Source organism: Bacillus sp. PK5-006 (genome assembly GCF_054161415.1).
This window is the reverse complement of the sequence record NZ_CP096414.1, coordinates 1,984,589-2,007,977: the sequence shown is the minus strand read 5'-3', so window position 1 is coordinate 2,007,977 and position 23,389 is coordinate 1,984,589. Positions and strand designations below refer to the sequence as shown.

Below are 23,389 nucleotides of genomic sequence, written 5' to 3'. Positions count from 1 at the left end.
TGGTTCGGATTCTTGTCCCTCCTTTTCTTTATATTGGCGGCTTGCTTATGTCTTTCAAAAAAAGAAAAGCGCTTACATTTTGTAAAATAATAGAAAAAGGTGGAATTCACGTAGAATCTGCCGATGATAGGTGGGAGAGTTCTTCTGAGAGAACCAGTGAAACAAAGGATTTTGCAGAAAAAGGAGGGCTGTGGACAGGGTCAATGCTCATATAAATGTGATGCGTGACAGATGGAAAACATCAAATCCTTATCAAAAAAAGCCGAATTAAAGAAAACAGACTGGATAGGACTAGGTCATATTAAACATAACGTCATTTTTTTGTCATACTATTCTAACTCTGTTTTCAAAGAGGAGAGGCGTTTCTGTGTATATAAATGCAATTATCTTATTTTTGAGGAATCTCATGATCTAGAGTGTTATGATCAAACGTGAAGAGAAAATGTGGAAAAAATGATAAGAAATGATGATTCAATATTAATCATAGAAACGGCTTAGAAATCTGTTAAAGGAGAACGGGAATGAAGAAGTTTTTTGCTTTGCTTCTCCTGCTTGCGATCGGATGGGGCGTTTATTATACTATGCAAGCACAGGAACATGATGAGCCAGTGTCATCAGGTGGGGAAGACGAAAGCGGTTCAAATGATATTTATCGAAATTTTAAAGAACTTGAAGAAAACGAATCAACAAGCAGCTATAACATTACAGCCAACCCAGTGCCTGGCAGCCGCCTTCTTGTGATGTCACCTCATGGCGGGAGGATCGAAGGCGGCGTGAGCGAGATCGTCCATTTTTTTGACAACGATTTTTCGACGTATTTATTTGAAGGTCTAAGAGAGAATGCATCAGAACTTCATATTACAAGTACAAATTTTGATGAGCCAATCGGCGTCGCGCAGGCAAAAGCACATGATTACATCTTAGCAGTGCATGGATACAAAGGCGAGGAAGGAATTGACCATACTCTCGTCGGCGGAACAGATTACGATCGTGCAGAGAAAATTGTGAGCTCATTAGAGCGGAACGGGTTTTCTGCTGAACTAGCTGTCGCACACGCAACCCTGAGCGGGACAAGCAATCATAATATTAATAATCTTACAAAAACAGGGCAAAGTGTGCAGCTTGAGATTAGTAGAAGTCAGCGTGAAGCTTTATTTGACAGTTTCGATTTTCGGAGACGGTCAAGTACAAAAAACGAGACATTCTATCGTTATGTCAGGGCGATTCGGACAGTGCTGGATGAAGAATATACGTAAGGGCTGTGCACATGTTAAGACAAGCAGGGGAATTCTTGTTACACTATGAACAGTGATAACAAAAGGAGAGACGGATATGGCGCGTCATCATTTTCATCTTCAGGCAAGCTGGCCCGGTCTGCGTAACGATGTGGGTACAATCGCATGTGAACAATTAAAAACAAAGATTTCGATTCCAAAGGAAATGGACGGTCCAGGTATTGGAACCAATCCAGATGAGATGCTCTTAGGTGCAGCGGCTACGTGTTATATCATTACACTTGCAGCCATGATGGAGCGGAGTCAATTAGACAAAGAGGATCTATCGATGAGCTCTGAAGCCGTCGTAGATGTGACAAATGGTGTGTTTACTTATGAGGAAATCATTCATCGGCCTGTCATCACCCTCAAAGAGTCCGCTTCCGCACATGATATTGAGCTAGCCCGAAAGCTTGCGCATAAAGCCGAAAGCTCATGTATGATTTCAAGAGCTGTTCAGGGGAATGTGAACATTTCCTTAGAAGAAACCATTCAAGTCGGCCGTTAAAACAAAAAAGTCATTTTCTCTAGAAATATGGAGAAAATGACTTTTTTTATGACGTCCATTCGGTTTGATCGAGTTGTGCTTTGGTTTCGTTCTTTTGCTTCTTGGATTGATTTAAGACAATCACGCCGCAGATGACAAGTGCAAGGCCGATGTAGCCTTTCGTGCTGATCGTTTCGTTAAACAGCACAAGTCCTACAAGAGCAGTGAGAGCTGTTCCAACGCCAGACCAGGTTGCATAGGCAGACGAGAGCTCGATGGTTTTAAGTGCCAAGCTCAGGAAAGTAAAGGCGCATCCAAATCCGATCAGTACCCCGATACTCGGCAGCAGCTGCGAAAAGCCTTGAGAAAGCTTCAGCATTGTACTGCCAAAAACCTCCGTCAAAATGGCTCCTATTAAGTAGAGTATTCCTTTCATCATCTCCCACATCCTTTATGACATATTTAATAGTACGACCCCTGAGACAAGCATCGCCATGCCAATGACGGCTTTTTGGTTCAAGGTTTCTTTGAAAAAGAGCACGCCAAAAATAGCCGTGAGAACCGTACCAACCCCAGACCATGTTGCGTAAGACATGCTTAGCGGAATGATATTGAGCGTCAATGACAGCATATAAAAAGCAAGTGTATAGCCAGCCACAACAACCGCGCTAGGCTTCCAGCGCGTAAAACCATGAGATAATTTTAACATCGCGGCGCCAATGGCTTCTGAAAAAATGGCCACAGCCAAAAAAAGATATCCGAGGATCATGATCATCCCTCCTCTAATAGGTGTAAAATCCGATGAAGTAAAAGGTTTTTTTCCTCTCTTTTCAACGGTTCAAGCTGAAACATTTCTGAAAACCATATCCCATCACATGCAAGGCGGATCAGCTGACTCAGTGCAGGATCGCTTATTTCCTCAGCTGCTTTTTCTTTGAACTCCGTATAAAAATCACGCCAAGGGTGCAGCAGCGCATCATCAAATGACATGGTAGCTAGCATACTTGTACATAGCTGGGTCGTATGCTGCATGTCTAAATCATGTAATGTGGCCAATAGATATGCGCGTACATAAGGCGCTTTTTCGTGTTTGTATGTTTCGTAATACGTCTCGAGCTGCTGACGAAAGGAAAGAATCGCGTGCTCATTCATTTGTTGGATGAGCTCTTCCTTGCTTGAAAAATGATAAAGCAGACCAGCTTTGGTCATATTTGCATGCTCTGCCACCTGCTGAAGGGTGAGCTGGCTTAACCCTTCTTTTAAAATCGTACTGGCAGCTGCATCAAAAATTTGCTCTTTTTTGGTTTTAGACATAAAAAAAACACCTACTTTACTGAACAGTCGGTAAAGTAAATGTTAACCCATGAAAAAAGAGTGTGTCAATCGATTCATTTTATGAACGGATGTTTTCACTTAAACGTCATATTTAATACCAAGGGTATGGTCCATATGGCGGGTATGGCGGATAAGGGTATCCATAGCCATATCCTGGCGCAAGCAGAGATCCAGCAAGCAGGCCTCCAGCAAAACCACCTAAAAATGGAGGTCCAAAGAATCCAGGTCTTCCAAAGCCAAAGCCTGGGCGGCCAAATCCAAAACCAGGTCTCCCAAATCCAAAACCAAAAGGTCTTCTCATGTCTTCTTGAATAAACGGAGGTGCGTCAAAATAATTCATAATAAAAGGCTCCTTTCTCATAAAATCACTGTAACTGACATCAGTGTATTCCAGCAGCCTACAGATGTTTGGGTGAACGCCTAATATAAGGAGGAATGTTAGAAATGGGCCTGTATCCATCTGATTGGGCAAAGTGTCCGCCGCATGCTCATGCATATAAAGCACGTACAGATATAACGGAGGGGCATTATCATTTAATAGAAGGTATTTCTCAGCCTGTAAATGGAAGCAGTACCGACCGGCATACTCATTTTTATCGGGGGATCACCTCCTTTGAAAGAGGGCATTTTCACAGGTACTACGGGGTCACAGGGCCGGCAATTCCTAGAGTGGATGGAACACATTATCACGAGATCGAGGAAGTCACCTATTCAGCCTATCTCGATTCTGTTCCCATTCCATATGGAGGTGTCGTCTATAGTCCAGATGAGAAGCGGCCAACACATAAGCATCGTTTAAAAGGAAAAACATATGAAGTGGTTGGAAATGAACCGCTTGGCTGGTAATGGGCAGGAGATAGGAGAGTAAGAAAAGTTATGCTATACTGTAGGCAGTTTTGTAAAAGTGAGTGATGTTATGAATAAAACGAAGCAGCCAGTAATCGTGTTAGTAGGGCCGACGGCTGTCGGCAAAACCAAATTGAGCATTGATATAGCCAAAGCATTTAATGGAGAGATTATCAGCGGGGATTCTATGCAGATTTATAAAGGGATGGATATCGGAACAGCTAAAATCACTCCCGAAGAAATGAATGGCATCCCGCATCATTTAATTGATATTAAACAGCCAGACGAATCTTTTTCGACAGCTGAATTTCAGCAGCTGGTTCGTGCGAAAATCAAAGAGATTGCCGCTAGAGGGAAAACACCAATGATTGTCGGTGGAACAGGCCTCTATATCCAATCTGTTTTATATGATTACACATTTACGGATGAGAAAAGTGATCCTGCTTTTAGAGAAGAAATGACGCTCTTTGAACAGCAGCACGGCGCGCTTTTGCTGCACGAAAAGCTAAAGGCAGTAGATCCTGATGCGGCAAACGCTATTCATCCAAATAACGTCCGCCGCGTGATCCGGGCGCTGGAAGTGATTCATACAACAGGTCAGAAAATGTCGGAGATGCAAAAGGGGCATCAAGAAGTTCCTCTTTATGATACAGCCTTCATTGGGCTGAAAATGGATCGAGAGGTTTTGTACGAGCGCATTCATCAAAGAATTGATATGATGATAGATGAAGGCTTAATTGAAGAAGTGAGAGCACTTTATCAATCTGGCTTGAAGGATTGTCAGTCTGTTCAAGCCATTGGTTATAAAGAGCTGTATGCCTATTTTCAAGGTGACTGCTCACTTGATGAAGCCATCCAGCAATTAAAGCAAAATTCCCGTAGATATGCGAAGCGTCAGTTCACGTGGTTCCGTAATAAAATGGCGGTCACTTGGTTTGATATGACACCGCCTTGCCACTTTTCAGACAAAAAAGAGGAAATTTTCGCATATATAGCAGGAAAGCTTGGACTTAAAGCGAAACTGTAGTTATCAGAATCAAGGAGGACGAAACATGAAACCGATTAATATTCAGGAGCAGTTTTTGAATCAGATCCGCAAAGACAATACATTTGTCACAGTATTCTTGCTGAATGGCTTTCAGCTTCGCGGTCAAGTGAAAGGGTTTGACAATTTCACGGTGCTGCTTGAAACAGAAGGGAAGCAGCAGCTTATTTATAAACACGCCATTTCTACATTTGCACCTCAAAAGAATGTAAATTTAGAATTAGAATAGGATATGTTGTATTTAAAATAGCCCCATGCCTCTGCGAATAAACCGGCCGGAACCCGCTACGTTTTTTGTCAGTGCAGAGGGGCTATTTTGCATGCAATGAAACTTTTCTGCCAATTTTCCGTATAATTCCTTATTGGATATTAGAAGGGTGAGGGGATTCATATGGAAAATGCAGAGCTTGAATTAAGAAGGATTAGAGTGATCCTCCTTTTGATTGGAATTGTTGTCTTGTTTGGATCGTGCGCTATCTCAAACATTGAAACGAGACAAGAAAGTTGGAATAACCATTCTCATGAAAATGCAGATGGAGTTTTACCATCATCTGCTGCACTAAAAAATAATCATTTTGCTGTTGTGAAAGATGATCAAGTACATGTGTACCGATTTGATGAAAAAGAAGGAGAGCTGACTCTCGTTACAACGAAATACATAGATGAATGGGACGACGAAGAATATGATGATGACCTTGATGAAGACGAGTAAGCACGTAAATTTACAAATGAATGTGAAGTCGCTACACTATAATCATGCATCAGACATCTAGACAGAAAAGGATGAGTTCATGACACATAAAATTAAAATTAATCATTGGGAACAAACTTGTGAAGACGATTCCTGTTTCGAATATGGAACAAGCGTTTCTGTAAATGGGAAAGAATTAGTGAGAGAAGCTTCAATCGTCTCTGCGCTTGAAGCGGTGCTAAAAGAATTAGGTGTTGAAGTGGAAATTACAGAAGTGTCAGAAGATTTACAGTGCGATGCCTACAAAAAATAAAACAAAAAGTCTAGTCTACTAAGCGATTTTTTTTCGTGTTATGATAGATTTCGGTTTCAGTTGAATAGGGAGTAGAGCAGTCTATTTTTAGATCCTGTTCTGCTCTATTTATTTGAACGTACGAGTTCGGCTATGAAGGTTCGGCCGGGTTGGTTGATTTTTTTCGTTTCGAACATCTATATGTTGTGTTTTGAAAAAACATAGTATACTATATATAGTGAATAACGAAATGATCAACAATACTAAAAACTAGGTCGTGATGGAATTGATTCAAATCGTATTTGATTCAAAAACAGGAAATGTTCAACGCTTTTTGGACAAGACCCCTTTTACAGACAAACGAAAATTGACTGGAGAAGAGTTTTTGGATACGCCGTTTATTCTCGTCACCTTTACGACAGGATTTGGACAAGTCCCTAGTACCACTCAGTCCTTTTTAGAGAAAAATGCTCACCTTTTACTAGGTGTTGCGGTGAGTGGCAACAAAGTGTGGGGAGATAATTTTGCAAAAAGCGCCGATACGATTTCTAAACAATATCAAGTTCCTATTTTGCACACCTTTGAACTAAGCGGAACAAAAAGGGATGTTGAATTGTTTACACAGGAGGTAGAAAGAATTGTCACAAAATCAGGTTCCAAAGTGGATACAATTAAATAACGAAATTATGATTCAAAAAGAAGGAAAGTTTCAGTTCGATAAGGACAAAGAAGCTGTACATAGTTATTTCGTAGATTACATTAATCAAAACACGGTCTTTTTTCATAATCTAGAAGAGAAGATTGATTACTTAATAGAAAACGACTACTATGAGGAAGAATTTTTAAGACAATACAGCATGGCAGATATTAAAGAAGTCTTTGAAGCTGCATATGCCAAAAAATTTAGATTCCCATCATTTATGAGTGCATTTAAGTTTTACAATGACTATGCACTGAAAACAAATGATAAAAAGAAAATCCTTGAACGCTATGAAGACCGCATTTCAGTTGTAGCACTTTTCTTTGCGGGTGGAGATAAAGAAAAAGCACTTGAGTTTGTAGAACTGATGATCAATCAAGAGTACCAGCCAAGTACACCAACCTTCTTGAACGCTGGACGTAAAAGACGCGGTGAGCTTGTGAGCTGCTTCTTGCTTGAAGTAAATGACTCACTAAACGATATTTCAAGAGCGATTGATATTTCCATGCAGCTGTCAAAATTAGGCGGCGGCGTCAGTTTGAACCTGTCAAAACTTCGTGCAAAAGGCGAAGCAATCAAAGATGTCGAAAACGCGACAAAAGGTGTCGTCGGCGTGATGAAGCTTCTTGATAATGCGTTCAGATATGCAGATCAAATGGGGCAAAGACAAGGATCAGGCAGCGCCTACTTGAATATTTTCCACAGAGATATCAATGATTTCTTAGATACGAAAAAAATCTCTGCCGATGAAGATGTTCGCGTGAAAACTCTATCCATTGGAGTCGTCATCCCGGATAAATTTATCGAGCTTGCTAGAGAAGATAAAACAGCTTACACCTTCTATCCGCATACAGTCTATAAAGAATATGGACAGCATCTTGATGAGATGGACATGGAAGAAATGTATGACGAGCTTGTAGAAAACCCGAAAGTTAAAAAAGAAAAAGTCAATCCGAGAAAGCTTCTTGAAAAATTGGCTGTTCTACGCTCAGAATCAGGCTATCCATATATCATGTTCCAAGATAATGTAAACAGAGAGCATGCCTTGAACCATATTTCACGAGTGAAATTCTCAAACCTTTGCTCAGAAGTGCTTCAGGCGTCAGAGGTTTCTTCTTACACGGACTATGATCAAGAAGATGAAATCGGCCTTGATATTTCTTGTAACCTTGGTTCATTAAATATCATGAATGTCATGAAAAACAAATCGATTGAAAAAACGGTTAAGCTTGCAACAGACTCACTAACGCTTGTGTCTGAAACAACAGACATTCGCAATGCACCGGCTGTTCGAAAAGCGAACAAAGCGATGAAGTCAATCGGACTTGGCGCGATGAACCTTCACGGGTATTTAGCTCAAAACCAAATTGCCTATGAAAGTGAAGAAGCAAGAGATTTTGCAAATACGTTCTTTATGATGGTGAACTATTATTCAATTAAACGCTCAAGTGAGATTGCAAAAGAAAAAGGAGAAACATTCCATCGTTATGAAGGCTCTGGCTACGCAACTGGTGAGTACTTCAATAAATACGTGGAGAATGATTTCACACCAAAAACAGAAAAAGCAGCAGCACTATTTGAAGGCATGCACATTCCAACAAAAGAAGACTGGGCAGCACTCAAAGAATTTGTAGCGGAACATGGCATGTATCACAGCTATCGTTTATGTATTGCACCAACAGGTTCCATTTCTTATGTTCAATCGGCAACAGCTTCTGTGATGCCAATTATGGAACGTATCGAAGAAAGAACATACGGCAACAGCAAAACCTATTACCCAATGCCAGGTCTTTCAGCACAAAACTGGTTCTTCTATAAAGAAGCGTACGATATGGACATGTTTAAAGTGGTCGATATGATCGCAACGATTCAGCAGCACGTCGATCAAGGAATCAGCTTTACACTATTCTTAAAAGATACGATGACAACGCGTGATTTAAACCGCATCGATCTTTATGCACACCATAAAGGCATTAAGACACTTTATTATGCAAGAACGAAGGATACAGGGCAGGAAGGCTGTCTTTCTTGTGTTGTTTGATTAAAGGAGAGTTTAACGTGACAAAAATTTATGATGCAGCCAACTGGTCAAAACACGAAGACGATTTTACACAAATGTTTTACAACCAAAATGTAAAGCAGTTCTGGCTTCCAGAAGAGATTTCCTTAAACGGCGATCTCTTAACATGGAAATATTTAGGTGAAAAAGAGCGAGATACGTATATGAAGGTACTTGCTGGACTGACTTTACTTGATACAGAACAAGGAAATACAGGGATGCCGATTGTTGCTGAACATGTGGACGGCCATCAGCGTAAAGCTGTACTCAACTTTATGGCAATGATGGAAAATGCGGTGCATGCGAAATCATACTCAAATATCTTCATGACACTCGCACCAACTGAAACGATCAGTGAAGTGTTTGAATGGGTCAAGAAGAATAAATTCCTGCAAAAGAAAGCAGATATGATTGTCAGTTTATACCGTTCGATTCAAAAGGACGATCCTATTTCTCTCTTTAAAGCAATGGTTGCTTCTGTTTATTTAGAGAGTTTCCTATTTTATAGTGGTTTTTACTACCCGCTTTATTTCTATGGACAAGGAAAGCTCATGCAAAGTGGTGAAATCATCAACTTAATTTTGCGTGATGAAGCGATTCATGGTGTGTACGTTGGATTATTAGCACAAGAAATTTACAACAAACAAACACCTGACGTGCAAAAAGAGCTGTATGATTTCTCTATTGACCTTTTAAACGAGCTTTATGAAAATGAACTTCATTACACTGAAGATATTTATGACCAAGTCAATTTATCGCATGATGTGAAAAAGTTTATTCGTTACAATGCCAATAAAGCGTTAATGAACCTTGGATTTGCCCCTTACTTTGAAGAAGAAGAGATTAACCCTATTGTATTGAATGGACTCAATACAAAAACAAAGTCGCATGACTTCTTCTCAATGAAAGGGAACGGCTACAAAAAAGCAACAGTTGAGCCGTTAAAAGATGACGACTTCTTCTTTGGAGATGAATCATAAGGAAAGCGTAAAAGTCAAAACGCATCACTCGTTTTGGCTTTTTGCCATTTCTAACAATGTGATAGTTACATACTGGAGGTTACCGAACATGGGAAAAATGGACGAAATCATTTTAGTAGCACCACGCGCACGCGTGTTTCAAAACGAAACACTTGCGTTTAATGGTGTGAACAGTGAAGAGAAAACAATCAGCACCATTATGAAAGAAATCGAAGAGCACTTCGAGCAAATGCGAAGAGGCGATGCAGAAGAAAATCCTGACTTCAAGCAGCCGATTCCTTATGTCGTGATTAAGCGTGAGGACGAAGTGTATGTATACGAAAGACTTCAAGGCGGGGGAGAGACTCGCTTACATCATAAGTTATCTCTTGGCTTTGGGGGGCATATGAATTTCATCGAAGGAAAAAACTTTGCTGAGATTCTAAAAGAAAATACAGATCGTGAGCTGGACGAAGAACTTTCTATTCAAGAAGAAGACAAACTTGAAATGAAAACCCTTGGTTTAATCAATGACGATGACAACAGTGTCGGCCGTGTGCACATCGGACTGTTATCAGCGCTTGAGCTATCTCCGGGTGCTCATGTGGAAGTAAAAGAAACAGATCAAATCTCAGGAAAATGGATGAAAGCAGCCGATTTGAAAAAGCCTGAATACTTCGATCGTCTTGAAACATGGTCTCAATTTGTCGTTAACATCTTAGCGTAAATGAATACACAACAAACCGGCTCAGCAGAAGACTTGAGCCGGTTTGTTTCGTTACAACAGCTTCAGCTTATTGGAAAACGAATGCGTCGTGACCGGCCTGCTTCAATCTTGCGACGAGATCATCTGCATTTTGCTTTGTACGGAAAGCCCCGGCCTGCACTCGGAACATACCGCCGTCTAATACAACAAACGCGTCAAAGCCTTTGGATTTAAGTGTTGCTGCTAATTCATCTGCATTGGCTTTCACTTTGAAAGCTCCTGCCTGCACTTTATAAAGATTACTTGCTTTTTTTTTCAATTGAAAGGCTTCTTCTAGACCAGTCGCATGAGCGCGAGCGATGCCTTGAAGGAAGGTTGCGTTGCGGAGCTTATTAGCATCAGCTGCTGTATCGATGAAACCATTCTCTGTTAAAATAGCGGGCATAGAAGTTTCTCGAAGAACGTGGAAGTTCGCAGTTTTCTTGCCGCGGTTAGCAAAATCAACCGAGCGGACAATTTCATCATGAAGGGCATTGCGATACGTGGTGGTCGGTGCTGAAACGCCAGGATACACATAGCTTTCAAACCCTGTCCCCCCGCCAGCATTAATATGAATAGACACGAAATAGTCTGCCCCCCAGCTGTTTGCCGCATTCGTACGCTGGGACAAAGTGACGGATTGGTCAGTTGAACGACTTAAGCGGACGGAAACCCCATCATATTCACTAATCAAAATGTCTCTCAACAAAAGCGCGATTTGAAGTGTTATATTTTTCTCCAAAAGTCCATTAGCACTAGCTCCAGAATCTGTTCCTCCGTGGCCAGGATCAATAAAAATTTTCACCATCTATTCATCACCTCGTCTTTATTTTATGAGAAAATAGAAGAATTGCCTGTACAAAATGCGGAAATCATTGAGACTCTTTTCTGCATCATTTGTGATTAAAAAGCTACATTTTTCTAAGAAAAAGCAAATTGTTGGTTTGTCCGCCCAAACGGGATGAATACAATGGAAATAGCACATCATTTCCTGGGAAACCGCAGAAATCCCTACAATATTCGGTATCTCGGGTCATTTTGACAGCAAACTTGGGCTTAAGCGGGCGATTGTCACGATTACAGCTCCACCCGAATAGAATAAAGAGAGAAGAGCGAGAGGTGAATACGTTGGAGCGAGCTGTCACATATAAAAACAACGGCCAAATCAATATTATACTTAACGGACAAAAGCAAGTATTGGTTGATGCAGACTCAGAGGCAGAATACCTAGAAGCCTTGCAGAAAAATGAGGCAAAACACAGCATCTTACGGGAAATAGAGCGTGAAATGAACAGCCTTGTCGGTATGGATGAAATGAAACGAAACATAAAAGAGATTTATGCTTGGATTTTTGTTAATCAAAAACGGCAGGAACAAGGGTTAAAGGTAGGAAAACAAGCGCTTCATATGATGTTCAAAGGAAATCCTGGCACAGGAAAAACCACAGTTGCAAGACTTGTCGGGAAGCTTTTCTTTGAAATGAATGTGCTCTCAAAGGGTCACTTAATTGAAGCAGAACGCGGTGATCTAGTTGGTGAGTACATTGGTCATACAGCGCAAAAAACAAGGGATTTAATTAAAAAATCACTAGGTGGTATTTTGTTCATTGACGAAGCCTATTCTCTTGCACGCGGAGGAGAAAAGGATTTTGGAAAAGAGGCGATTGATACCCTTGTAAAACATATGGAGGACAAACAGCACGAATTCATTCTCATTCTTGCTGGCTACTCCAAGGAAATGGATCATTTTCTTTCTTTAAACCCCGGCCTGCAATCAAGATTTCCAATCAACATCAGCTTTCCTGATTATACAGTTGATCAGCTCATGGATATTGCAAAACGAATGATGGCAGACAGAGAATATGTATTTACACAAGAAGCCGAATGGAAGCTGCGGGATTATTTAATGCACATTAAAAGTACCACAAGCCCGGCAAAATTCAGCAACGGCCGGTTTGTGCGAAACACCATTGAAAAAGCCATACGAACCCAGGCGATGAGACTGCTTCTTGTGGATCATTATGATAAAAAAGATCTGCTGACCATTAAAAGTCACGATCTTCAAATGAAAGAGGATACGCCTTCTTGAAATGGCGTATCCTTTTTATAAAGAGTCACTAAAATAAACCATCCGAATAGTGGTATACGTGTGATGTGTTTGGTATGATGGTACTACTGAAAACTTAAGTACAGAAAGGAAACAACTAACGTTGAATGAACATGAAATGACTGAAAAAGCGATCCTTGTCGGCTGCCAATTGCCGCATGTAACGGATGAACGCTTTCAATACTCAATGGAAGAATTAGCTTCCTTAACCAAAACCGCTGGCGGTGAAGCTGTCAGTGTGATGACGCAGAAGAGAAATAGACAAGACAGTGCAACGTATATCGGTAAAGGGAAAGTAGAAGAACTTGAAGTGCTTTGCGAGGAACTCGAATGTGATGTCATTATTTTTAACGATGAGCTTTCTCCAAGCCAGCTTAAAGCTTTGGCGACTGCTTTGGATGTGAAAATTATTGACCGTACGCAATTGATTTTAGATATCTTTGCAAAAAGAGCTCGTACAAGAGAGGGGAAGCTGCAAATAGAGCTTGCTCAGCTTCAGTATGCCTTGCCGAGACTAAGTGGACAAGGGATCAGCCTTTCAAGACAAGGGGGCGGAATTGGCGCAAGAGGTCCCGGTGAAACAAAACTTGAAACAGACAGACGCCATATTCGAAACCGCATTCACGAAATTAACGGGCAGTTATCTGCAGTCAAAGAACACCGAACAAGATACCGGGAGCGCCGAAAGAAAAATGGTGTGTTCCAAATTGCCATTGTCGGGTATACGAATGCCGGAAAATCAACTTTGTTTAACCAATTAACAGAAGCGGATAGTCATGAAGAGGACCTGCTGTTTGCGACACTTGATCCAATGACACGTAAGATGACATTAGAATCTGGCTACAGTGTGCTGATTTCAGATACAGTTGGCTTTATCCAAGACCTTCCGACCACACTTATTGCTGCATTTCGTTCCACCCTTGAAGAAGTGAAGGAAGCCGATTATTTGCTTCATGTCATCGACTCTTCTAATGAGGATTATGAAGGGCACGAACGAACGGTTCATGAGCTTTTAGAAGAATTAGAAGCGGACCGCATTCCGATGCTGACTGTTTATAACAAGGAAGATCAAATTAGACCAGATTTCATCCCATCTTCAAAGCATCGCCACATCTTAATCAGTGCTAAGCGCAAAGAAGATGTAAAAAGGTTAAAAGCGGATATTATGGCCGAGCTGAAAAAAGCCTTTTTAAAGCCATATCATGTAAAGATTCCAGCGCATGAAGGCAAGCTCATTTCCGCATTAAAATCAGAAACGCTTGTGGAATCACTAGAATTTCAAAAAGAAGCAGAGATATATGACATCACCGGATATAGTGGTGAGGATCAGACCATTTTAGGTCAAATCAAGAAGTATATGTTGGAAAGGAATTAAATCAAGATGTTTCACACATTAAAACACGGCAGTATTTTAGAAAAAGCAGCAGCAGAAACAGAACAAGAGATTTTACACGTGCATCAGCAAATTGATCAAACGAGCGAACAAAATGAGTGGCGGGTGCTTGAAAGCTATCGAAAGCACAAAGTCAGTGACTCTCACTTTAATCCGACGACTGGATATGGCTACGATGATATGGGGAGAGACACATTAGAAAAGATTTATGCGGATGTCTTCGGCGGAGAAAGCGGGCTTGTGCGTCCGCAAATTATTTCCGGTACACACGCAATTTCCATTGCCTTATTTGGTGTGCTGAGACCTGGCGATGAATTGATCTATATGACGGGAAAACCATACGATACGCTAGAAGAAATTGTCGGGATTCGCGGGAAAGAAGGGACAGGCTCATTAAAAGACTTCCAGATTGACTACAAAGCCATTGATTTACGACAAGATGGATCCGTCGATTATGAGAAAGTAAAAGAGTCGATTTCCTCTAAAACAAAAGTGATCGGTATCCAGCGTTCAAAAGGCTATGCGTCAAGACCATCCTTTACTATAGAAGAAATTGAGCAAATGATTTCATTTGTGAAAGAGATTAATGAAGAAATCATTGTGTTCGTAGATAACTGTTATGGTGAATTTACTGAATTACAAGAGCCGTGTCATGTCGGAGCTGACCTCATGGCCGGTTCACTCATTAAAAACCCAGGCGGAGGCCTTGCCAAAACAGGCGGCTACATCGTAGGAAAAGAAAAATGGGTAGAAGCTTGCTCTTATCGAATGACATCTCCAGGCATCGGCAGTGAAGCGGGTGCATCGCTGTATGCGCTCCAAGAAATGTATCAAGGCTTTTTCTTGGCGCCGCATGTTGTAGCTCAAAGTTTAAAAGGCGCAGTGTTTACGGCTCGTTTTCTTGAGAAGCTCGGATTCCAAACAAACCCGGCGTGGAATGCGAAAAGAACGGATTTGATTCAATCAGTCGAATTTGGGGATCCTAAAAAAATGATTGCGTTCTGTCAGGCAATCCAGTATGCATCTCCGATTAATAGTCACGTCACACCACATGCAAGCTATATGCCGGGCTACGAGGATGATGTCATTATGGCAGCGGGCACGTTTGTACAAGGAGCCAGTATTGAATTATCAGCCGATGGTCCGATCAGACCGCCTTATACTGCCTACGTTCAAGGCGGACTCACGTATGCGCATGTGAAAAATGCGATTTGCAGTGCTGTCGATGCCTTATTGGAACAAGGTTTTATTGAAGTGCCTGCTCAATAAAAAAATCCATGTTAATATTCCTAACATCTTGTTGACACATAATATAACATGACATATAATAAATTTAAGCAAAGAGGAGGAGACAGTTGAGATGAGTGATAACATTCGCCGCTCAATGCCTTTATTCCCAATTGGGATTGTCATGCAGCTAACAGAATTATCTGCAAGACAAATTCGCTATTATGAGGAAAATGGTTTAGTATTTCCAGCAAGAAGTGATGGAAACCGCCGATTATTTTCTTTTCATGATGTTGATAAATTACTAGAAATTAAAAACCTCATCGAACAAGGTGTAAACATGGCAGGAATCAAAAAACTTTTTGCCAAAGCTGAGGCAGAAAATCCATCGTCTGATACAAAGACGGAGGAAAAAGCTACAGCTAAGCACAACTTGACAGATGATGAACTCAGGAAGCTACTGAAGAAAGAACTCATTCAGGCTGGACGTTTCCAACAAGGAACGACCTTTAGGCAGGGGGATATGTCAAGGTTCTTCCGTTAACCAATTAGCAAAAGCATTGCTATACACATTTTACCTTTTGTAGGGGAGGAGTTTTACGAAATGGCAAAGTACACAAGAGAAGATATCGTAAAATTAGTAAATGAGGAAAACGTAAAGTACATCCGTCTGCAATTTACAGACATTCTCGGAACGATTAAAAATGTTGAGATTCCTGTGAGCCAGTTAGAAAAAGCTCTCGATAACAAATGTATGTTTGACGGTTCATCTATTGAAGGATTCGTACGTATTGAAGAATCAGATATGTATCTATACCCAGATCTAAACACATTTGTTATTTTCCCTTGGACAGCAGAAAAAGGTAAAGTTGCACGCTTTATTTGTGACATTTATAAGCCAGACGGGACACCATTTGATGGAGACCCGCGTAACAACTTAAAGCGTATCTTAAAGGAAATGGAAGAACTAGGATTTAGTGATTTCAACCTTGGACCTGAGCCAGAATTCTTCTTATTTAAATTAGATGAAAAAGGCGAGCCAACGCTTGAACTAAACGATAAAGGCGGATACTTTGACCTTGCGCCAACAGATCTAGGCGAAAACTGCCGTCGTGATATCGTACTTGAGCTTGAAGAAATGGGCTTTGAAATTGAAGCATCTCACCACGAAGTAGCACCAGGGCAGCATGAAATTGACTTCAAATATGCAGGCGCGATCCGTTCTTGTGATGACATTCAAACGTTCAAACTCGTTGTCAAAACCATTGCGAGAAAGCATGGTCTTCATGCGACATTCATGCCAAAACCATTGTTCGGTGTAAACGGATCTGGTATGCACTGTAACCTATCATTATTCAAAAATGGTAAAAACGCATTCTTTGATGAAAAAGCAGATTTACAATTAAGCGAGACTGCTAGACACTTTATCGCAGGTATCGTCAAGCACGCAACAAGCTTTACAGCAGTCACAAACCCAACGGTAAACTCTTACAAGCGTCTTGTACCTGGCTATGAAGCACCTTGCTATGTAGCATGGAGTGCACAAAACCGCAGCCCATTGATCCGTATCCCGGCATCACGCGGCATCAGCACACGTGTAGAAGTGCGCAGCGTAGACCCATCTGCAAACCCATACCTTGCACTAAGCGTATTACTTGCAGCAGGTCTTGACGGAATCAAAAACAAACTAGAAGCACCAGCACCAATCGACAGAAACATCTATGTCATGGACAAAGAAGAGCGCCTTGAAAACGGCATCTCTGACCTTCCTGCAACACTTGCAGAAGCACTCGAGCTGCTAAAATCAAACGAAGTCATGATCAGCGCACTAGGCGATCACCTATTCGAGCACTTCATCGAATCAAAAGAAATTGAATGGGATATGTTCCGCACCCAAGTACACCCATGGGAACGTGATCAGTATATGTCTCAGTATTAATAAAGAAAACCCCTTGGAGCCATTGGTTTCAGGGGGTTTTTATTTTTGTGGGTGTTTCTAATATTTCAAAATGAAGGAGCTATCATCCACAATTCACCCACAAAAAAGGCGACTTTCAAATTTCAACGAAGGTCTCAGAAAAAGTATTCAAAACCTTGCTGAAATGATTGGTACGAAGTCCAAGTGGAGCGATATTCTCCGCTATATTTGCAAATGCAGAGCGTCTAATTATAAATTATCAGAGTAGATCACAGTGGTGTAGTTCACATTGCTGATCATGAGCCGGAACAGTTAGAGGATGAATTGAGCTTACCTGCAGAAAAAATAAGATTAAAGAAAAATTCCATAAAAATTGAACGTAAAGTGGAGGGATTGAAATCAGGATCAGATTAACGAAGGTAAACCGATGCAGACTGAAGAAACATATGATAATAATTTAGATTCCAGATTCCTCTCATAGTGTGAAAGACGATTCTGGCGGGAATGATCAAAAAGAAGAGGAAGGTTATGTACTTAAAGTATCTGAAGATGCTGATTGATCTGTCTTTAGATTTAAGGGACGAACACCTATTTAGAATGTGTATACGTGATTTGCAAAGTCTTCAAGGCAAATAAAAAAAGCGAAGACTACAGAATAACATGGGAAGCTTTGTGCACATGAATAATCCTTACAAACTTACAAATTCAACCATTTCCATTTATAACTTTATGACCAAAGGAGTAGTGAAAGCATTATTCTAGATGATCATTCCAACCAAGCGTTTTTAGCTGAAGCACCTATTTACGGGAAAACGGATATCACTACACGCGAAGGCCAGTTCACAAATTTAAATTAATCGAGTTCACACAAAATAAAATAGCAGGAGCTTCCTCCTGCAGGTAACAGTCAAAAATAAGTCATTTGCTAATGATTCTGAAATTATTAAAACAGGCATAGTGATGGCAGCTATATATTTTCAAATTAGCTAATTAAAAATGAGATAGGAGGGTCATCCTCCTATCTCTTAGATATTTTTAAAATCAACATTGATATTTGCCTGTCCGAGTACCATCAACCTTTTATGCATCTTTTAGGACCAAAGAGACCGAAACATTTGATAGGTTTTTTGTGTGTATTGGCTTTTAGATGAATAGTTTTCAACTCAGCTTGAGGAGTTATTACCTTTTGACTCATCTTGCTGTCTGCATTAGAAGGTGAAGCGAATGCAGGAGATGCAGAAACAAGTAAAGCAAAGGATAATGCGGAACAAATTAAAACTTTTTTTAATCTCATTTAAAACACTCCATAGTTTATTTTTTACATACCTAATTATCCTATATTTTATAAAAAATTCAAGGGTTTTTTTGTAAAAATAAGAACGGTTTTCAGATTTAGATAGATTATAAGAAAATTTCAATATGAACTTTCAAGGAGTGATAGACTGAAATCTGAACAATTGTGTTTACTACCAGGGATCGATGAGAAACAAGTCCGAAATGCTCTGATCAAGGAGCTGAAGGTTTATAGGGCCCTGAAGGTGAAGGAGGATAACAAAAAGGAACAAGAGGCAAACGGTGCTACAGGCCTGTTTCCTTCTCTTAGAAATCAGGAAGTTTTTAAATGAACTAAAGATGCGGGAAATAGAAAGAGCACTTGAAAACAGCCTAGATGAAATTGAGCAATATTATAAATAAATTGGAAAAGGAGTATCGGAATGAAGAGATTTGCTTATTCGATTTTCTTTATGGTTGTTCTGTTGACGGCATATTTGTAGGAGATGCGAAATAAATATATCAAATGGTATATTGGTAAATACACAGATCCTAAATGGGATTGGTCTGGTTTAGACATTCACCATGTTATACCTTTAGAATATGGTGGAGATAATAAAATGGGTAATTTATATGCACTCACAAGAACGCTGCATCAACAAGAGGTTTCTCCTTGGTGGAGAGGATATAGATAGAAGGTGAAAGATTGAGTAGGATCGTGCAGATATTAGAAAAGCTTGAAAATCAATTAGATGAGAAGAACATCATCAAATTCTCGGTAGACGGTGAAGTCTATGAAAAGTGCTGTACCTTCAATGCCCCAGCCGATCAAGAAAATATAAAACAATTTGAAAAGAAACATCATGCATTGCCTGACGATCTCAAAGAGTTTTTATGTCTACATAATGGCGCAAGAATATTTGAAGACATAGTTTTTGGGAACAAGGTAGGTGGAGGATTACACGTTTTCAGTTTAAAAGAAATCGAATCCGAGTTGTCTAATGATTTTTTTGATCAGGTTGATGGAACAGCTATTGCTGCTCTTTTTGAAGGGTGCTACTTGATACTAAATAAGGAAAATCCCAACCTTTATCTATTTGAAGACGGTTTAGAGTATAGGCTGCTTGACGTAGATTTTGAAACTTTCCTTCAGAAGTATATTGAATCTGAAGGCGATGCGTTTTGGGAATAATAGAACCAAAGTGTCCATGTTTATGGGCACTTTTTTTATTTGCATTGCCGAGAAAAAACCGAGAAAAAGCCGACAAAAAGGGGACCTTTTTTCCTGAGTGAATCAACGTATGATATAGACAAGCAAAACGAACGTGAATATTTTGTCCAGAAGGAAGAACCTGCGGACGCTGATCATTGAGCACTTTAAGTGCCTTGATTGGTGTTCGCTTTTTTTATTGGGAGACGCGCCTTTCCTTTATCAATGGCGTATCTGGATACGGAACAAAGGTGTTGAGGAATGTGGCCATACGAGAGGGACATTCTGAGCCTGGATAGCAGCTGGTCTGCGGCAGCCGTATCGAGGACAGTTTTTCATTTTACTTGATGAATGACTGTACTTGGCATCCTCTCGGAGTGTAGTCATCATTCAAAAATCTATTTAAGCGAATAGCGTAAGGTGGTGCTTATTCGGCAAGGAGCGAGTGAAATGAAGATCAGGGTTTCTGTTTCTAAAGAGACATTAAAGCAATTTAAAAGCATTGCTCCTGGTTCTAATAGAAAGAAGGAGAACGATGCTGATCCCATTACGAATAGGGAGTGGGAAGAAATCATGGGAACGAGACGCGAAACGTATCAACGACAAGGCGGCCGTATCCGGAGGAAACGATGATTTGATGGGAACAGTCGTCTTTTGGGTGTATGGCTGCACGTGCTTTGGTGAGGGATAGGAGCGCAAAAATATAAAAAGGGAGATGATGAGCATGGCATCAGGATTTGGAGTGTCGGCGAACCCGACAAAAGCTAATCACAAAATTGGAGAGGATAAGGTCGTACGAATTGCAGTACAAAACCACAATGACTTTAGTGCTGGTCCCAATCTTATTCCACAAAGAAAGGTGAATGGAAAGTGGGAGACAATAAAAACAAATTCCCGGAACCCCCTTAACCCAGGTGAAAAACTTTATGATCAATTTGACATCAAAGAGTCATTTTGTAACAAAAAAGGTACTTATCGCTTTAGAGTGGATGTAGAACGTTACGACAAAAAGGGCAATCATGTTGCAACTCTTGGAACATTCTACACTAGCGAATTTTACATTAAATAGAACCAATTTAGTGAACACCTGAAAATTTCCAAATCACCTCCGATATATGTTTAGGAGGTGATTTCTTATGAATGAAATTAACGAAACCAACGAATTTACATCATTTGAACAGAGTAAATACATTGAGATTTATTTGAAACAATTTGGGAAAAAGATGCATAAAGCAACTATTAATCAACAAACAGCATTTAAAGAGAAAATAAAAAAGCAGTATAATAGAAAAGAAATTCAAATGCTTTTGGGTAGGACTGAAGATATTATAGAGAATAAGAAATCTAATAAGCATTACATTGATGCAACAAATAAACCTAATAATTGACTAGACTTTGCTAGAACGATTGGTATTATTAGCTTGTCGCTCTCTTGAGGAGTGTGGATTGAAAGAAACTATATCTTTAAAGTTAAGAAGAGCCAATGATGTAGTTATCATTGGCTCTTTTCTTTTAACGGAATTTAAGTTACCTAAATAAAGGGGTGTGTTCTTTACAAGAGCACCCCTTTTTCGTATAGGCGAGGGGCTTGGCACGCCCCCAAGCTTAAACGAGAGCGCGGCAGCTTCACATTCTCCTTATACATTACTTGGTACACCGCTAATATAACAAGGCTTTAAAGTGCCCCAATAAAGCGAATGAGTGTAGAATGACATAAATTCCAACCAAGAACCTTTTTTTTTGTTCATTTTGATATAATAGATTCAAAACACTAGTTAAGAACTGCGCTTAATTAAAAAATAGAGGAGTACTTATGAAAGAAGAAATTATAAAAGAATATTTCTTTATGTGGGTAACTAGAGATTTTACGTTTTTAGATACGTATTTTTCTGATGATATTATCTACCGCGAATGTTATGGAGCAATGTATGTGGGTATAGAGGAAGTCCATTTGTGGATCAAAAAAATGTTACTGAAGCAAGTTGTCTTAGAATGGAAGATAAAAAATATTCATCAAGTAAATGATACCTTATTTTTTGTAGAATGGTATTTTAAAGCAAAAGAAGAACAACTTTATTCATTTGATGGTATATCAAAGATTAGATTTGATGGAAATAAAATCCGATTAATAGAAGAGTATGAAGCTAAACATGAAACTTTTAGACCGTGTAAGATTGATTAAAGATGTCCAGGGACAAGAACATCAATTACATACACTTAAAACTGATACGATGTGAGGTTAAACACGGTTGAGGGATACTCCGTATGAATGGTACAGAAAATTGTCCAGGGACAAATTTGCTCCGTTTATTAAAGATTGTCGAGGGACAAGAACATGGTCCCCATTGAAGTCGCTATTTTAGCGGCTTTTTATTTTATCGGTATTTTATCGGTACAAGTTCTTGTCCCGATTGCCGGAATGCGAAAAGAACATGTTACTATTGCCAATTAGTCATATGTTTGCATTTTGCGGGATACCGAAAACTTTTAAAATGAACACCTTGTCTTTACATATGTTGTAAATGTCATGTTAAAATTATACAAAGGAAATGATAGCAAGGGGGTAATGGGATGTCGAATTTGATTTCTTCTGTAGATGTAGCAAACACGCTCAACAAATGGTATTTACATATTAAAAAGAGGGAAGTTTCACAAGCAGTAGAGCTGAGGGATGAGATTCAAGAAATGTTAGGCGAAATGGAAGAAAATCAAGATGTGTTACTCTATTTCAATATTCTTGATTACAGATTTAAGGTACTGATGGAAGATTTAGTGGGGCAACCAACAATAACAGAAAATGAAAGAGTCAAAACAGATGACATGCTAAGGTTTTACTTTTATCTTTTCAAAGGTATGTATGAGAGTGCAAAAAATAACTATTCAGAAGCCCTAGTCCTATTCAGAGTAGCTGAGAGACAGTTGGACAAGGTACATGATGAAATTGAAAAGGCTGAGTTCCATTATAAAATTGGCACACTCTACTATTTCAATAAAGTCACGCTTCTTTCTCACCATCATCTACAAACAGCAAAGGACATCTACAAAGGTCATGAAGGTTACAGCATACAGACCATAAACTGTAATATGTTGTTGGCACTGAATTTGATTGATGACGGTAGACTAGACAAAGCTGAACGAATACTTTTGGATTGTGTAGATAGACTGATTGAAAAAAATGATAAGAGATTGTTAGCGTTGGCTTATTATGATTTGGGATTTCTCAAAATTCAGGATGACCACCATATAGAAGCAATTGAATATTTCAACAAAGCAATTTTCGCAGATGATCTAAAACAGTCAGCTCCTGTTTCATACTTACAATGTGCGTATGAATTTGCAAGATCAAGCTACAAATCAAATCAGTTGGATCAGGCAATAAGTTGGGTTGCTGAGGGGAAAAGCTTCTCTAAAGAACAGCAAAACACAAACTTTATTTTGAAATTCAATATCCTTGAGAAATGTTATACAACACCACGGGAAAGCTATGAGGACATCAAGAAAGGGCTATGTCTTTTGGAAGAAAGAAAAGCATATGTTGATATAGAGGCTCTAGCTCCTGATGTTGCCTCCATATATAAAAAGTTAAATCTTTATGAAGAAAGTAACTACTTCTTGGAATTGGCTTTGAAATCTTGTACGCTTATAGGAAAGGAGGTCATATGATCATGAAAAAGATAATGATGATGATTACTACCGCTTTGCTATTAGGTGCAATTCTTGGAATGCCTGCTGGACAACAAACTCAGGCAGATGCTAAAAATGAGGTAGTGTTGCTTTTCTCTAGAGGTGCAGGATCATAAAAGGGATTAGATTTAATCCACCACTACGGA

Annotated in this window: 29 protein-coding genes; 23 read left to right on the top strand and 6 right to left on the bottom strand. The window is 39.8% G+C overall.

Annotated features, from left to right (window positions below):
* Positions 1–521: 521 nt before the first annotated feature.
* Both M1D84_RS10465 and M1D84_RS10460 read left to right on the top strand, forming a co-directional pair.
* Positions 522–1,256 (top strand): poly-gamma-glutamate hydrolase family protein, encoded by a 735-nt coding sequence (locus tag M1D84_RS10465; protein WP_025093280.1) that lies wholly within the window; start codon positions 522–524, stop codon positions 1,254–1,256.
* 76 nt (positions 1,257–1,332) lie between these two features.
* A complete protein-coding gene (locus M1D84_RS10460) occupies positions 1,333–1,782 on the top strand; it encodes an OsmC family protein (RefSeq protein ID WP_024424094.1) in 450 nt (149 codons plus the stop codon).
* A gap of 46 nt (positions 1,783–1,828) precedes the next feature.
* On the opposite strand, the gene erbB is transcribed toward M1D84_RS10460, so the two are convergent.
* The 4 genes from erbB to M1D84_RS10440 form a co-directional block, all read right to left on the bottom strand.
* Positions 1,829–2,197: an SMR family multidrug efflux transporter EbrB gene (gene erbB / locus M1D84_RS10455; RefSeq protein ID WP_044330809.1), complete on the bottom strand. Its 369-nt coding sequence runs from the start codon at positions 2,195–2,197 to the stop codon at positions 1,829–1,831.
* A gap of 15 nt (positions 2,198–2,212) precedes the next feature.
* Positions 2,213–2,530 carry an SMR family multidrug efflux transporter EbrA gene (erbA, locus tag M1D84_RS10450; protein WP_024424092.1) on the bottom strand — a complete coding sequence of 106 codons (318 nt, stop codon included), beginning with the start codon at positions 2,528–2,530 and terminating at the stop codon, positions 2,213–2,215.
* A 2-nt stretch (positions 2,531–2,532) separates the two neighbouring features.
* Positions 2,533–3,075, bottom strand: coding sequence for a TetR/AcrR family transcriptional regulator (locus M1D84_RS10445; protein ID WP_044330441.1), 543 nt, complete (start codon positions 3,073–3,075; stop codon positions 2,533–2,535).
* 112 nt (positions 3,076–3,187) lie between these two features.
* Positions 3,188–3,436 carry a hypothetical protein gene (locus M1D84_RS10440; RefSeq protein ID WP_044330439.1) on the bottom strand — a complete coding sequence of 83 codons (249 nt, stop codon included), beginning with the start codon at positions 3,434–3,436 and terminating at the stop codon, positions 3,188–3,190.
* A gap of 104 nt (positions 3,437–3,540) precedes the next feature.
* On the opposite strand from M1D84_RS10440, the gene M1D84_RS10435 reads away from it, so the two are divergent.
* From M1D84_RS10435 to M1D84_RS10395, 9 genes are all read left to right on the top strand, one after another.
* Entirely contained in the window at positions 3,541–3,942 is a 402-nt protein-coding gene (locus M1D84_RS10435; protein WP_044330437.1) for a YmaF family protein, read from the top strand.
* Between the two features lie 70 nt (positions 3,943–4,012).
* A complete protein-coding gene (gene miaA, locus M1D84_RS10430) occupies positions 4,013–4,969 on the top strand; it encodes a tRNA (adenosine(37)-N6)-dimethylallyltransferase MiaA (RefSeq protein WP_044330435.1) in 957 nt (318 codons plus the stop codon).
* A 25-nt stretch (positions 4,970–4,994) separates the two neighbouring features.
* The gene (hfq, locus tag M1D84_RS10425; protein WP_024424088.1) at positions 4,995–5,216 is read left to right on the top strand and encodes an RNA chaperone Hfq; all 222 of its coding nucleotides are present in this window, start codon (positions 4,995–4,997) and stop codon (positions 5,214–5,216) included.
* A gap of 162 nt (positions 5,217–5,378) precedes the next feature.
* On the top strand, positions 5,379–5,699 hold the full coding sequence (locus M1D84_RS10420; RefSeq protein ID WP_044330433.1) for a YmzC family protein: 321 nt from the start codon (positions 5,379–5,381) through the stop codon (positions 5,697–5,699).
* Between the two features lie 79 nt (positions 5,700–5,778).
* Positions 5,779–5,991, top strand: a complete 213-nt coding sequence (locus M1D84_RS10415) for a hypothetical protein (RefSeq protein WP_003212415.1) — start codon at positions 5,779–5,781, stop codon at positions 5,989–5,991.
* A gap of 265 nt (positions 5,992–6,256) precedes the next feature.
* Positions 6,257–6,649, top strand: coding sequence for a class Ib ribonucleoside-diphosphate reductase assembly flavoprotein NrdI (gene nrdI, locus M1D84_RS10410; protein ID WP_008360380.1), 393 nt, complete (start codon positions 6,257–6,259; stop codon positions 6,647–6,649).
* Complete coding sequence (gene nrdE, locus M1D84_RS10405) at positions 6,609–8,711, top strand: class 1b ribonucleoside-diphosphate reductase subunit alpha (RefSeq protein WP_044330425.1); 2,103 nt, start codon at positions 6,609–6,611, stop codon at positions 8,709–8,711. The genes nrdI and nrdE overlap by 41 nt, the downstream gene beginning before the upstream one ends.
* A 17-nt stretch (positions 8,712–8,728) precedes the next feature.
* The gene (gene nrdF, locus M1D84_RS10400) at positions 8,729–9,709 is read left to right on the top strand and encodes a class 1b ribonucleoside-diphosphate reductase subunit beta (RefSeq protein WP_024424085.1); all 981 of its coding nucleotides are present in this window, start codon (positions 8,729–8,731) and stop codon (positions 9,707–9,709) included.
* A gap of 88 nt (positions 9,710–9,797) precedes the next feature.
* Complete coding sequence (locus M1D84_RS10395) at positions 9,798–10,415, top strand: hypothetical protein (RefSeq protein WP_024424084.1); 618 nt, start codon at positions 9,798–9,800, stop codon at positions 10,413–10,415.
* 67 nt (positions 10,416–10,482) lie between these two features.
* Here M1D84_RS10395 and M1D84_RS10390 read toward each other — a convergent pair whose 3' ends face one another.
* Positions 10,483–11,241, bottom strand: coding sequence for an N-acetylmuramoyl-L-alanine amidase (locus M1D84_RS10390; RefSeq protein ID WP_024427042.1), 759 nt, complete (start codon positions 11,239–11,241; stop codon positions 10,483–10,485).
* A 320-nt stretch (positions 11,242–11,561) separates the two neighbouring features.
* On the opposite strand from M1D84_RS10390, the gene spoVK reads away from it, so the two are divergent.
* The 5 genes from spoVK (at position 11,562) to glnA (ending at position 17,098) form a co-directional block, all read left to right on the top strand.
* The gene (gene spoVK / locus M1D84_RS10385) at positions 11,562–12,521 is read left to right on the top strand and encodes a stage V sporulation protein K (protein ID WP_024424083.1); all 960 of its coding nucleotides are present in this window, start codon (positions 11,562–11,564) and stop codon (positions 12,519–12,521) included.
* Between the two features lie 121 nt (positions 12,522–12,642).
* Positions 12,643–13,914 (top strand): GTPase HflX, encoded by a 1,272-nt coding sequence (gene hflX, locus M1D84_RS10380; RefSeq protein WP_024427043.1) that lies wholly within the window; start codon positions 12,643–12,645, stop codon positions 13,912–13,914.
* A 6-nt stretch (positions 13,915–13,920) separates the two neighbouring features.
* Complete coding sequence (locus M1D84_RS10375) at positions 13,921–15,201, top strand: methionine gamma-lyase family protein (RefSeq protein ID WP_044330410.1); 1,281 nt, start codon at positions 13,921–13,923, stop codon at positions 15,199–15,201.
* Positions 15,202–15,292: 91 nt separating this feature from the next.
* Entirely contained in the window at positions 15,293–15,703 is a 411-nt protein-coding gene (locus M1D84_RS10370) for a MerR family transcriptional regulator (RefSeq protein ID WP_025093274.1), read from the top strand.
* A gap of 60 nt (positions 15,704–15,763) precedes the next feature.
* Positions 15,764–17,098 (top strand): type I glutamate--ammonia ligase, encoded by a 1,335-nt coding sequence (glnA, locus tag M1D84_RS10365; protein WP_133743793.1) that lies wholly within the window; start codon positions 15,764–15,766, stop codon positions 17,096–17,098.
* Positions 17,099–18,149: 1,051 nt separating this feature from the next.
* Here the strand turns inward: glnA and M1D84_RS10360 are convergent.
* Entirely contained in the window at positions 18,150–18,371 is a 222-nt protein-coding gene (locus tag M1D84_RS10360) for a hypothetical protein (RefSeq protein WP_247721857.1), read from the bottom strand.
* A gap of 684 nt (positions 18,372–19,055) precedes the next feature.
* On the opposite strand from M1D84_RS10360, the gene M1D84_RS10355 reads away from it, so the two are divergent.
* The 7 genes from M1D84_RS10355 to M1D84_RS10325 all read left to right on the top strand — a co-directional run bounded on the left by M1D84_RS10355 (position 19,056) and on the right by M1D84_RS10325 (position 23,359).
* Positions 19,056–19,541: an SMI1/KNR4 family protein gene (locus tag M1D84_RS10355; RefSeq protein WP_332284356.1), complete on the top strand. Its 486-nt coding sequence runs from the start codon at positions 19,056–19,058 to the stop codon at positions 19,539–19,541.
* A gap of 468 nt (positions 19,542–20,009) precedes the next feature.
* Positions 20,010–20,192 (top strand): hypothetical protein, encoded by a 183-nt coding sequence (locus M1D84_RS10350; protein WP_041084758.1) that lies wholly within the window; start codon positions 20,010–20,012, stop codon positions 20,190–20,192.
* A gap of 91 nt (positions 20,193–20,283) precedes the next feature.
* Entirely contained in the window at positions 20,284–20,628 is a 345-nt protein-coding gene (locus M1D84_RS10345; RefSeq protein WP_185854420.1) for a structural protein, read from the top strand.
* A gap of 67 nt (positions 20,629–20,695) precedes the next feature.
* Positions 20,696–20,947: a hypothetical protein gene (locus M1D84_RS10340; RefSeq protein ID WP_332284354.1), complete on the top strand. Its 252-nt coding sequence runs from the start codon at positions 20,696–20,698 to the stop codon at positions 20,945–20,947.
* Positions 20,948–21,372: 425 nt separating this feature from the next.
* The gene (locus M1D84_RS10335) at positions 21,373–21,741 is read left to right on the top strand and encodes a nuclear transport factor 2 family protein (protein ID WP_024425099.1); all 369 of its coding nucleotides are present in this window, start codon (positions 21,373–21,375) and stop codon (positions 21,739–21,741) included.
* A gap of 389 nt (positions 21,742–22,130) precedes the next feature.
* Positions 22,131–23,222: a Rap family tetratricopeptide repeat protein gene (locus tag M1D84_RS10330; RefSeq protein ID WP_332284353.1), complete on the top strand. Its 1,092-nt coding sequence runs from the start codon at positions 22,131–22,133 to the stop codon at positions 23,220–23,222.
* Positions 23,223–23,224: 2 nt separating this feature from the next.
* A complete protein-coding gene (locus tag M1D84_RS10325; RefSeq protein ID WP_260627233.1) occupies positions 23,225–23,359 on the top strand; it encodes a hypothetical protein in 135 nt (44 codons plus the stop codon).
* The last annotated feature ends 30 nt before the right edge of the window (positions 23,360–23,389 follow it).

Bases quoted from the DNA above. Each gene is read 5' to 3' on its own strand.
- M1D84_RS10465 (WP_025093280.1), top strand. From the start codon at position 522: ATGAAGAAGTTTTTTGCTTTGCTTCTCCTGCTTGCGATCGGATGGGGC.
- M1D84_RS10460 (WP_024424094.1), top strand. From the start codon at position 1,333: ATGGCGCGTCATCATTTTCATCTTCAGGCAAGCTGGCCCGGTCTGCGT.
- erbB (WP_044330809.1), bottom strand. From the start codon at position 2,197: ATGAAAGGAATACTCTACTTAATAGGAGCCATTTTGACGGAGGTTTTT.
- erbA (WP_024424092.1), bottom strand. From the start codon at position 2,530: ATGATCCTCGGATATCTTTTTTTGGCTGTGGCCATTTTTTCAGAAGCC.
- M1D84_RS10445 (WP_044330441.1), bottom strand. From the start codon at position 3,075: ATGTCTAAAACCAAAAAAGAGCAAATTTTTGATGCAGCTGCCAGTACG.
- M1D84_RS10440 (WP_044330439.1), bottom strand. From the start codon at position 3,436: ATGAATTATTTTGACGCACCTCCGTTTATTCAAGAAGACATGAGAAGA.
- M1D84_RS10435 (WP_044330437.1), top strand. From the start codon at position 3,541: ATGGGCCTGTATCCATCTGATTGGGCAAAGTGTCCGCCGCATGCTCAT.
- miaA (WP_044330435.1), top strand. From the start codon at position 4,013: ATGAATAAAACGAAGCAGCCAGTAATCGTGTTAGTAGGGCCGACGGCT.
- hfq (WP_024424088.1), top strand. From the start codon at position 4,995: ATGAAACCGATTAATATTCAGGAGCAGTTTTTGAATCAGATCCGCAAA.
- M1D84_RS10420 (WP_044330433.1), top strand. From the start codon at position 5,379: ATGGAAAATGCAGAGCTTGAATTAAGAAGGATTAGAGTGATCCTCCTT.
- M1D84_RS10415 (WP_003212415.1), top strand. From the start codon at position 5,779: ATGACACATAAAATTAAAATTAATCATTGGGAACAAACTTGTGAAGAC.
- M1D84_RS10395 (WP_024424084.1), top strand. From the start codon at position 9,798: ATGGGAAAAATGGACGAAATCATTTTAGTAGCACCACGCGCACGCGTG.
- M1D84_RS10390 (WP_024427042.1), bottom strand. From the start codon at position 11,241: ATGGTGAAAATTTTTATTGATCCTGGCCACGGAGGAACAGATTCTGGA.
- M1D84_RS10375 (WP_044330410.1), top strand. From the start codon at position 13,921: ATGTTTCACACATTAAAACACGGCAGTATTTTAGAAAAAGCAGCAGCA.
- M1D84_RS10370 (WP_025093274.1), top strand. From the start codon at position 15,293: ATGAGTGATAACATTCGCCGCTCAATGCCTTTATTCCCAATTGGGATT.
- glnA (WP_133743793.1), top strand. From the start codon at position 15,764: ATGGCAAAGTACACAAGAGAAGATATCGTAAAATTAGTAAATGAGGAA.
- M1D84_RS10360 (WP_247721857.1), bottom strand. From the start codon at position 18,371: ATGAGATTAAAAAAAGTTTTAATTTGTTCCGCATTATCCTTTGCTTTA.
- M1D84_RS10350 (WP_041084758.1), top strand. From the start codon at position 20,010: ATGAAGATCAGGGTTTCTGTTTCTAAAGAGACATTAAAGCAATTTAAA.
- M1D84_RS10345 (WP_185854420.1), top strand. From the start codon at position 20,284: ATGGCATCAGGATTTGGAGTGTCGGCGAACCCGACAAAAGCTAATCAC.
- M1D84_RS10340 (WP_332284354.1), top strand. From the start codon at position 20,696: ATGAATGAAATTAACGAAACCAACGAATTTACATCATTTGAACAGAGT.
- M1D84_RS10335 (WP_024425099.1), top strand. From the start codon at position 21,373: ATGAAAGAAGAAATTATAAAAGAATATTTCTTTATGTGGGTAACTAGA.
- M1D84_RS10330 (WP_332284353.1), top strand. From the start codon at position 22,131: ATGTCGAATTTGATTTCTTCTGTAGATGTAGCAAACACGCTCAACAAA.
- M1D84_RS10325 (WP_260627233.1), top strand. From the start codon at position 23,225: ATGAAAAAGATAATGATGATGATTACTACCGCTTTGCTATTAGGTGCA.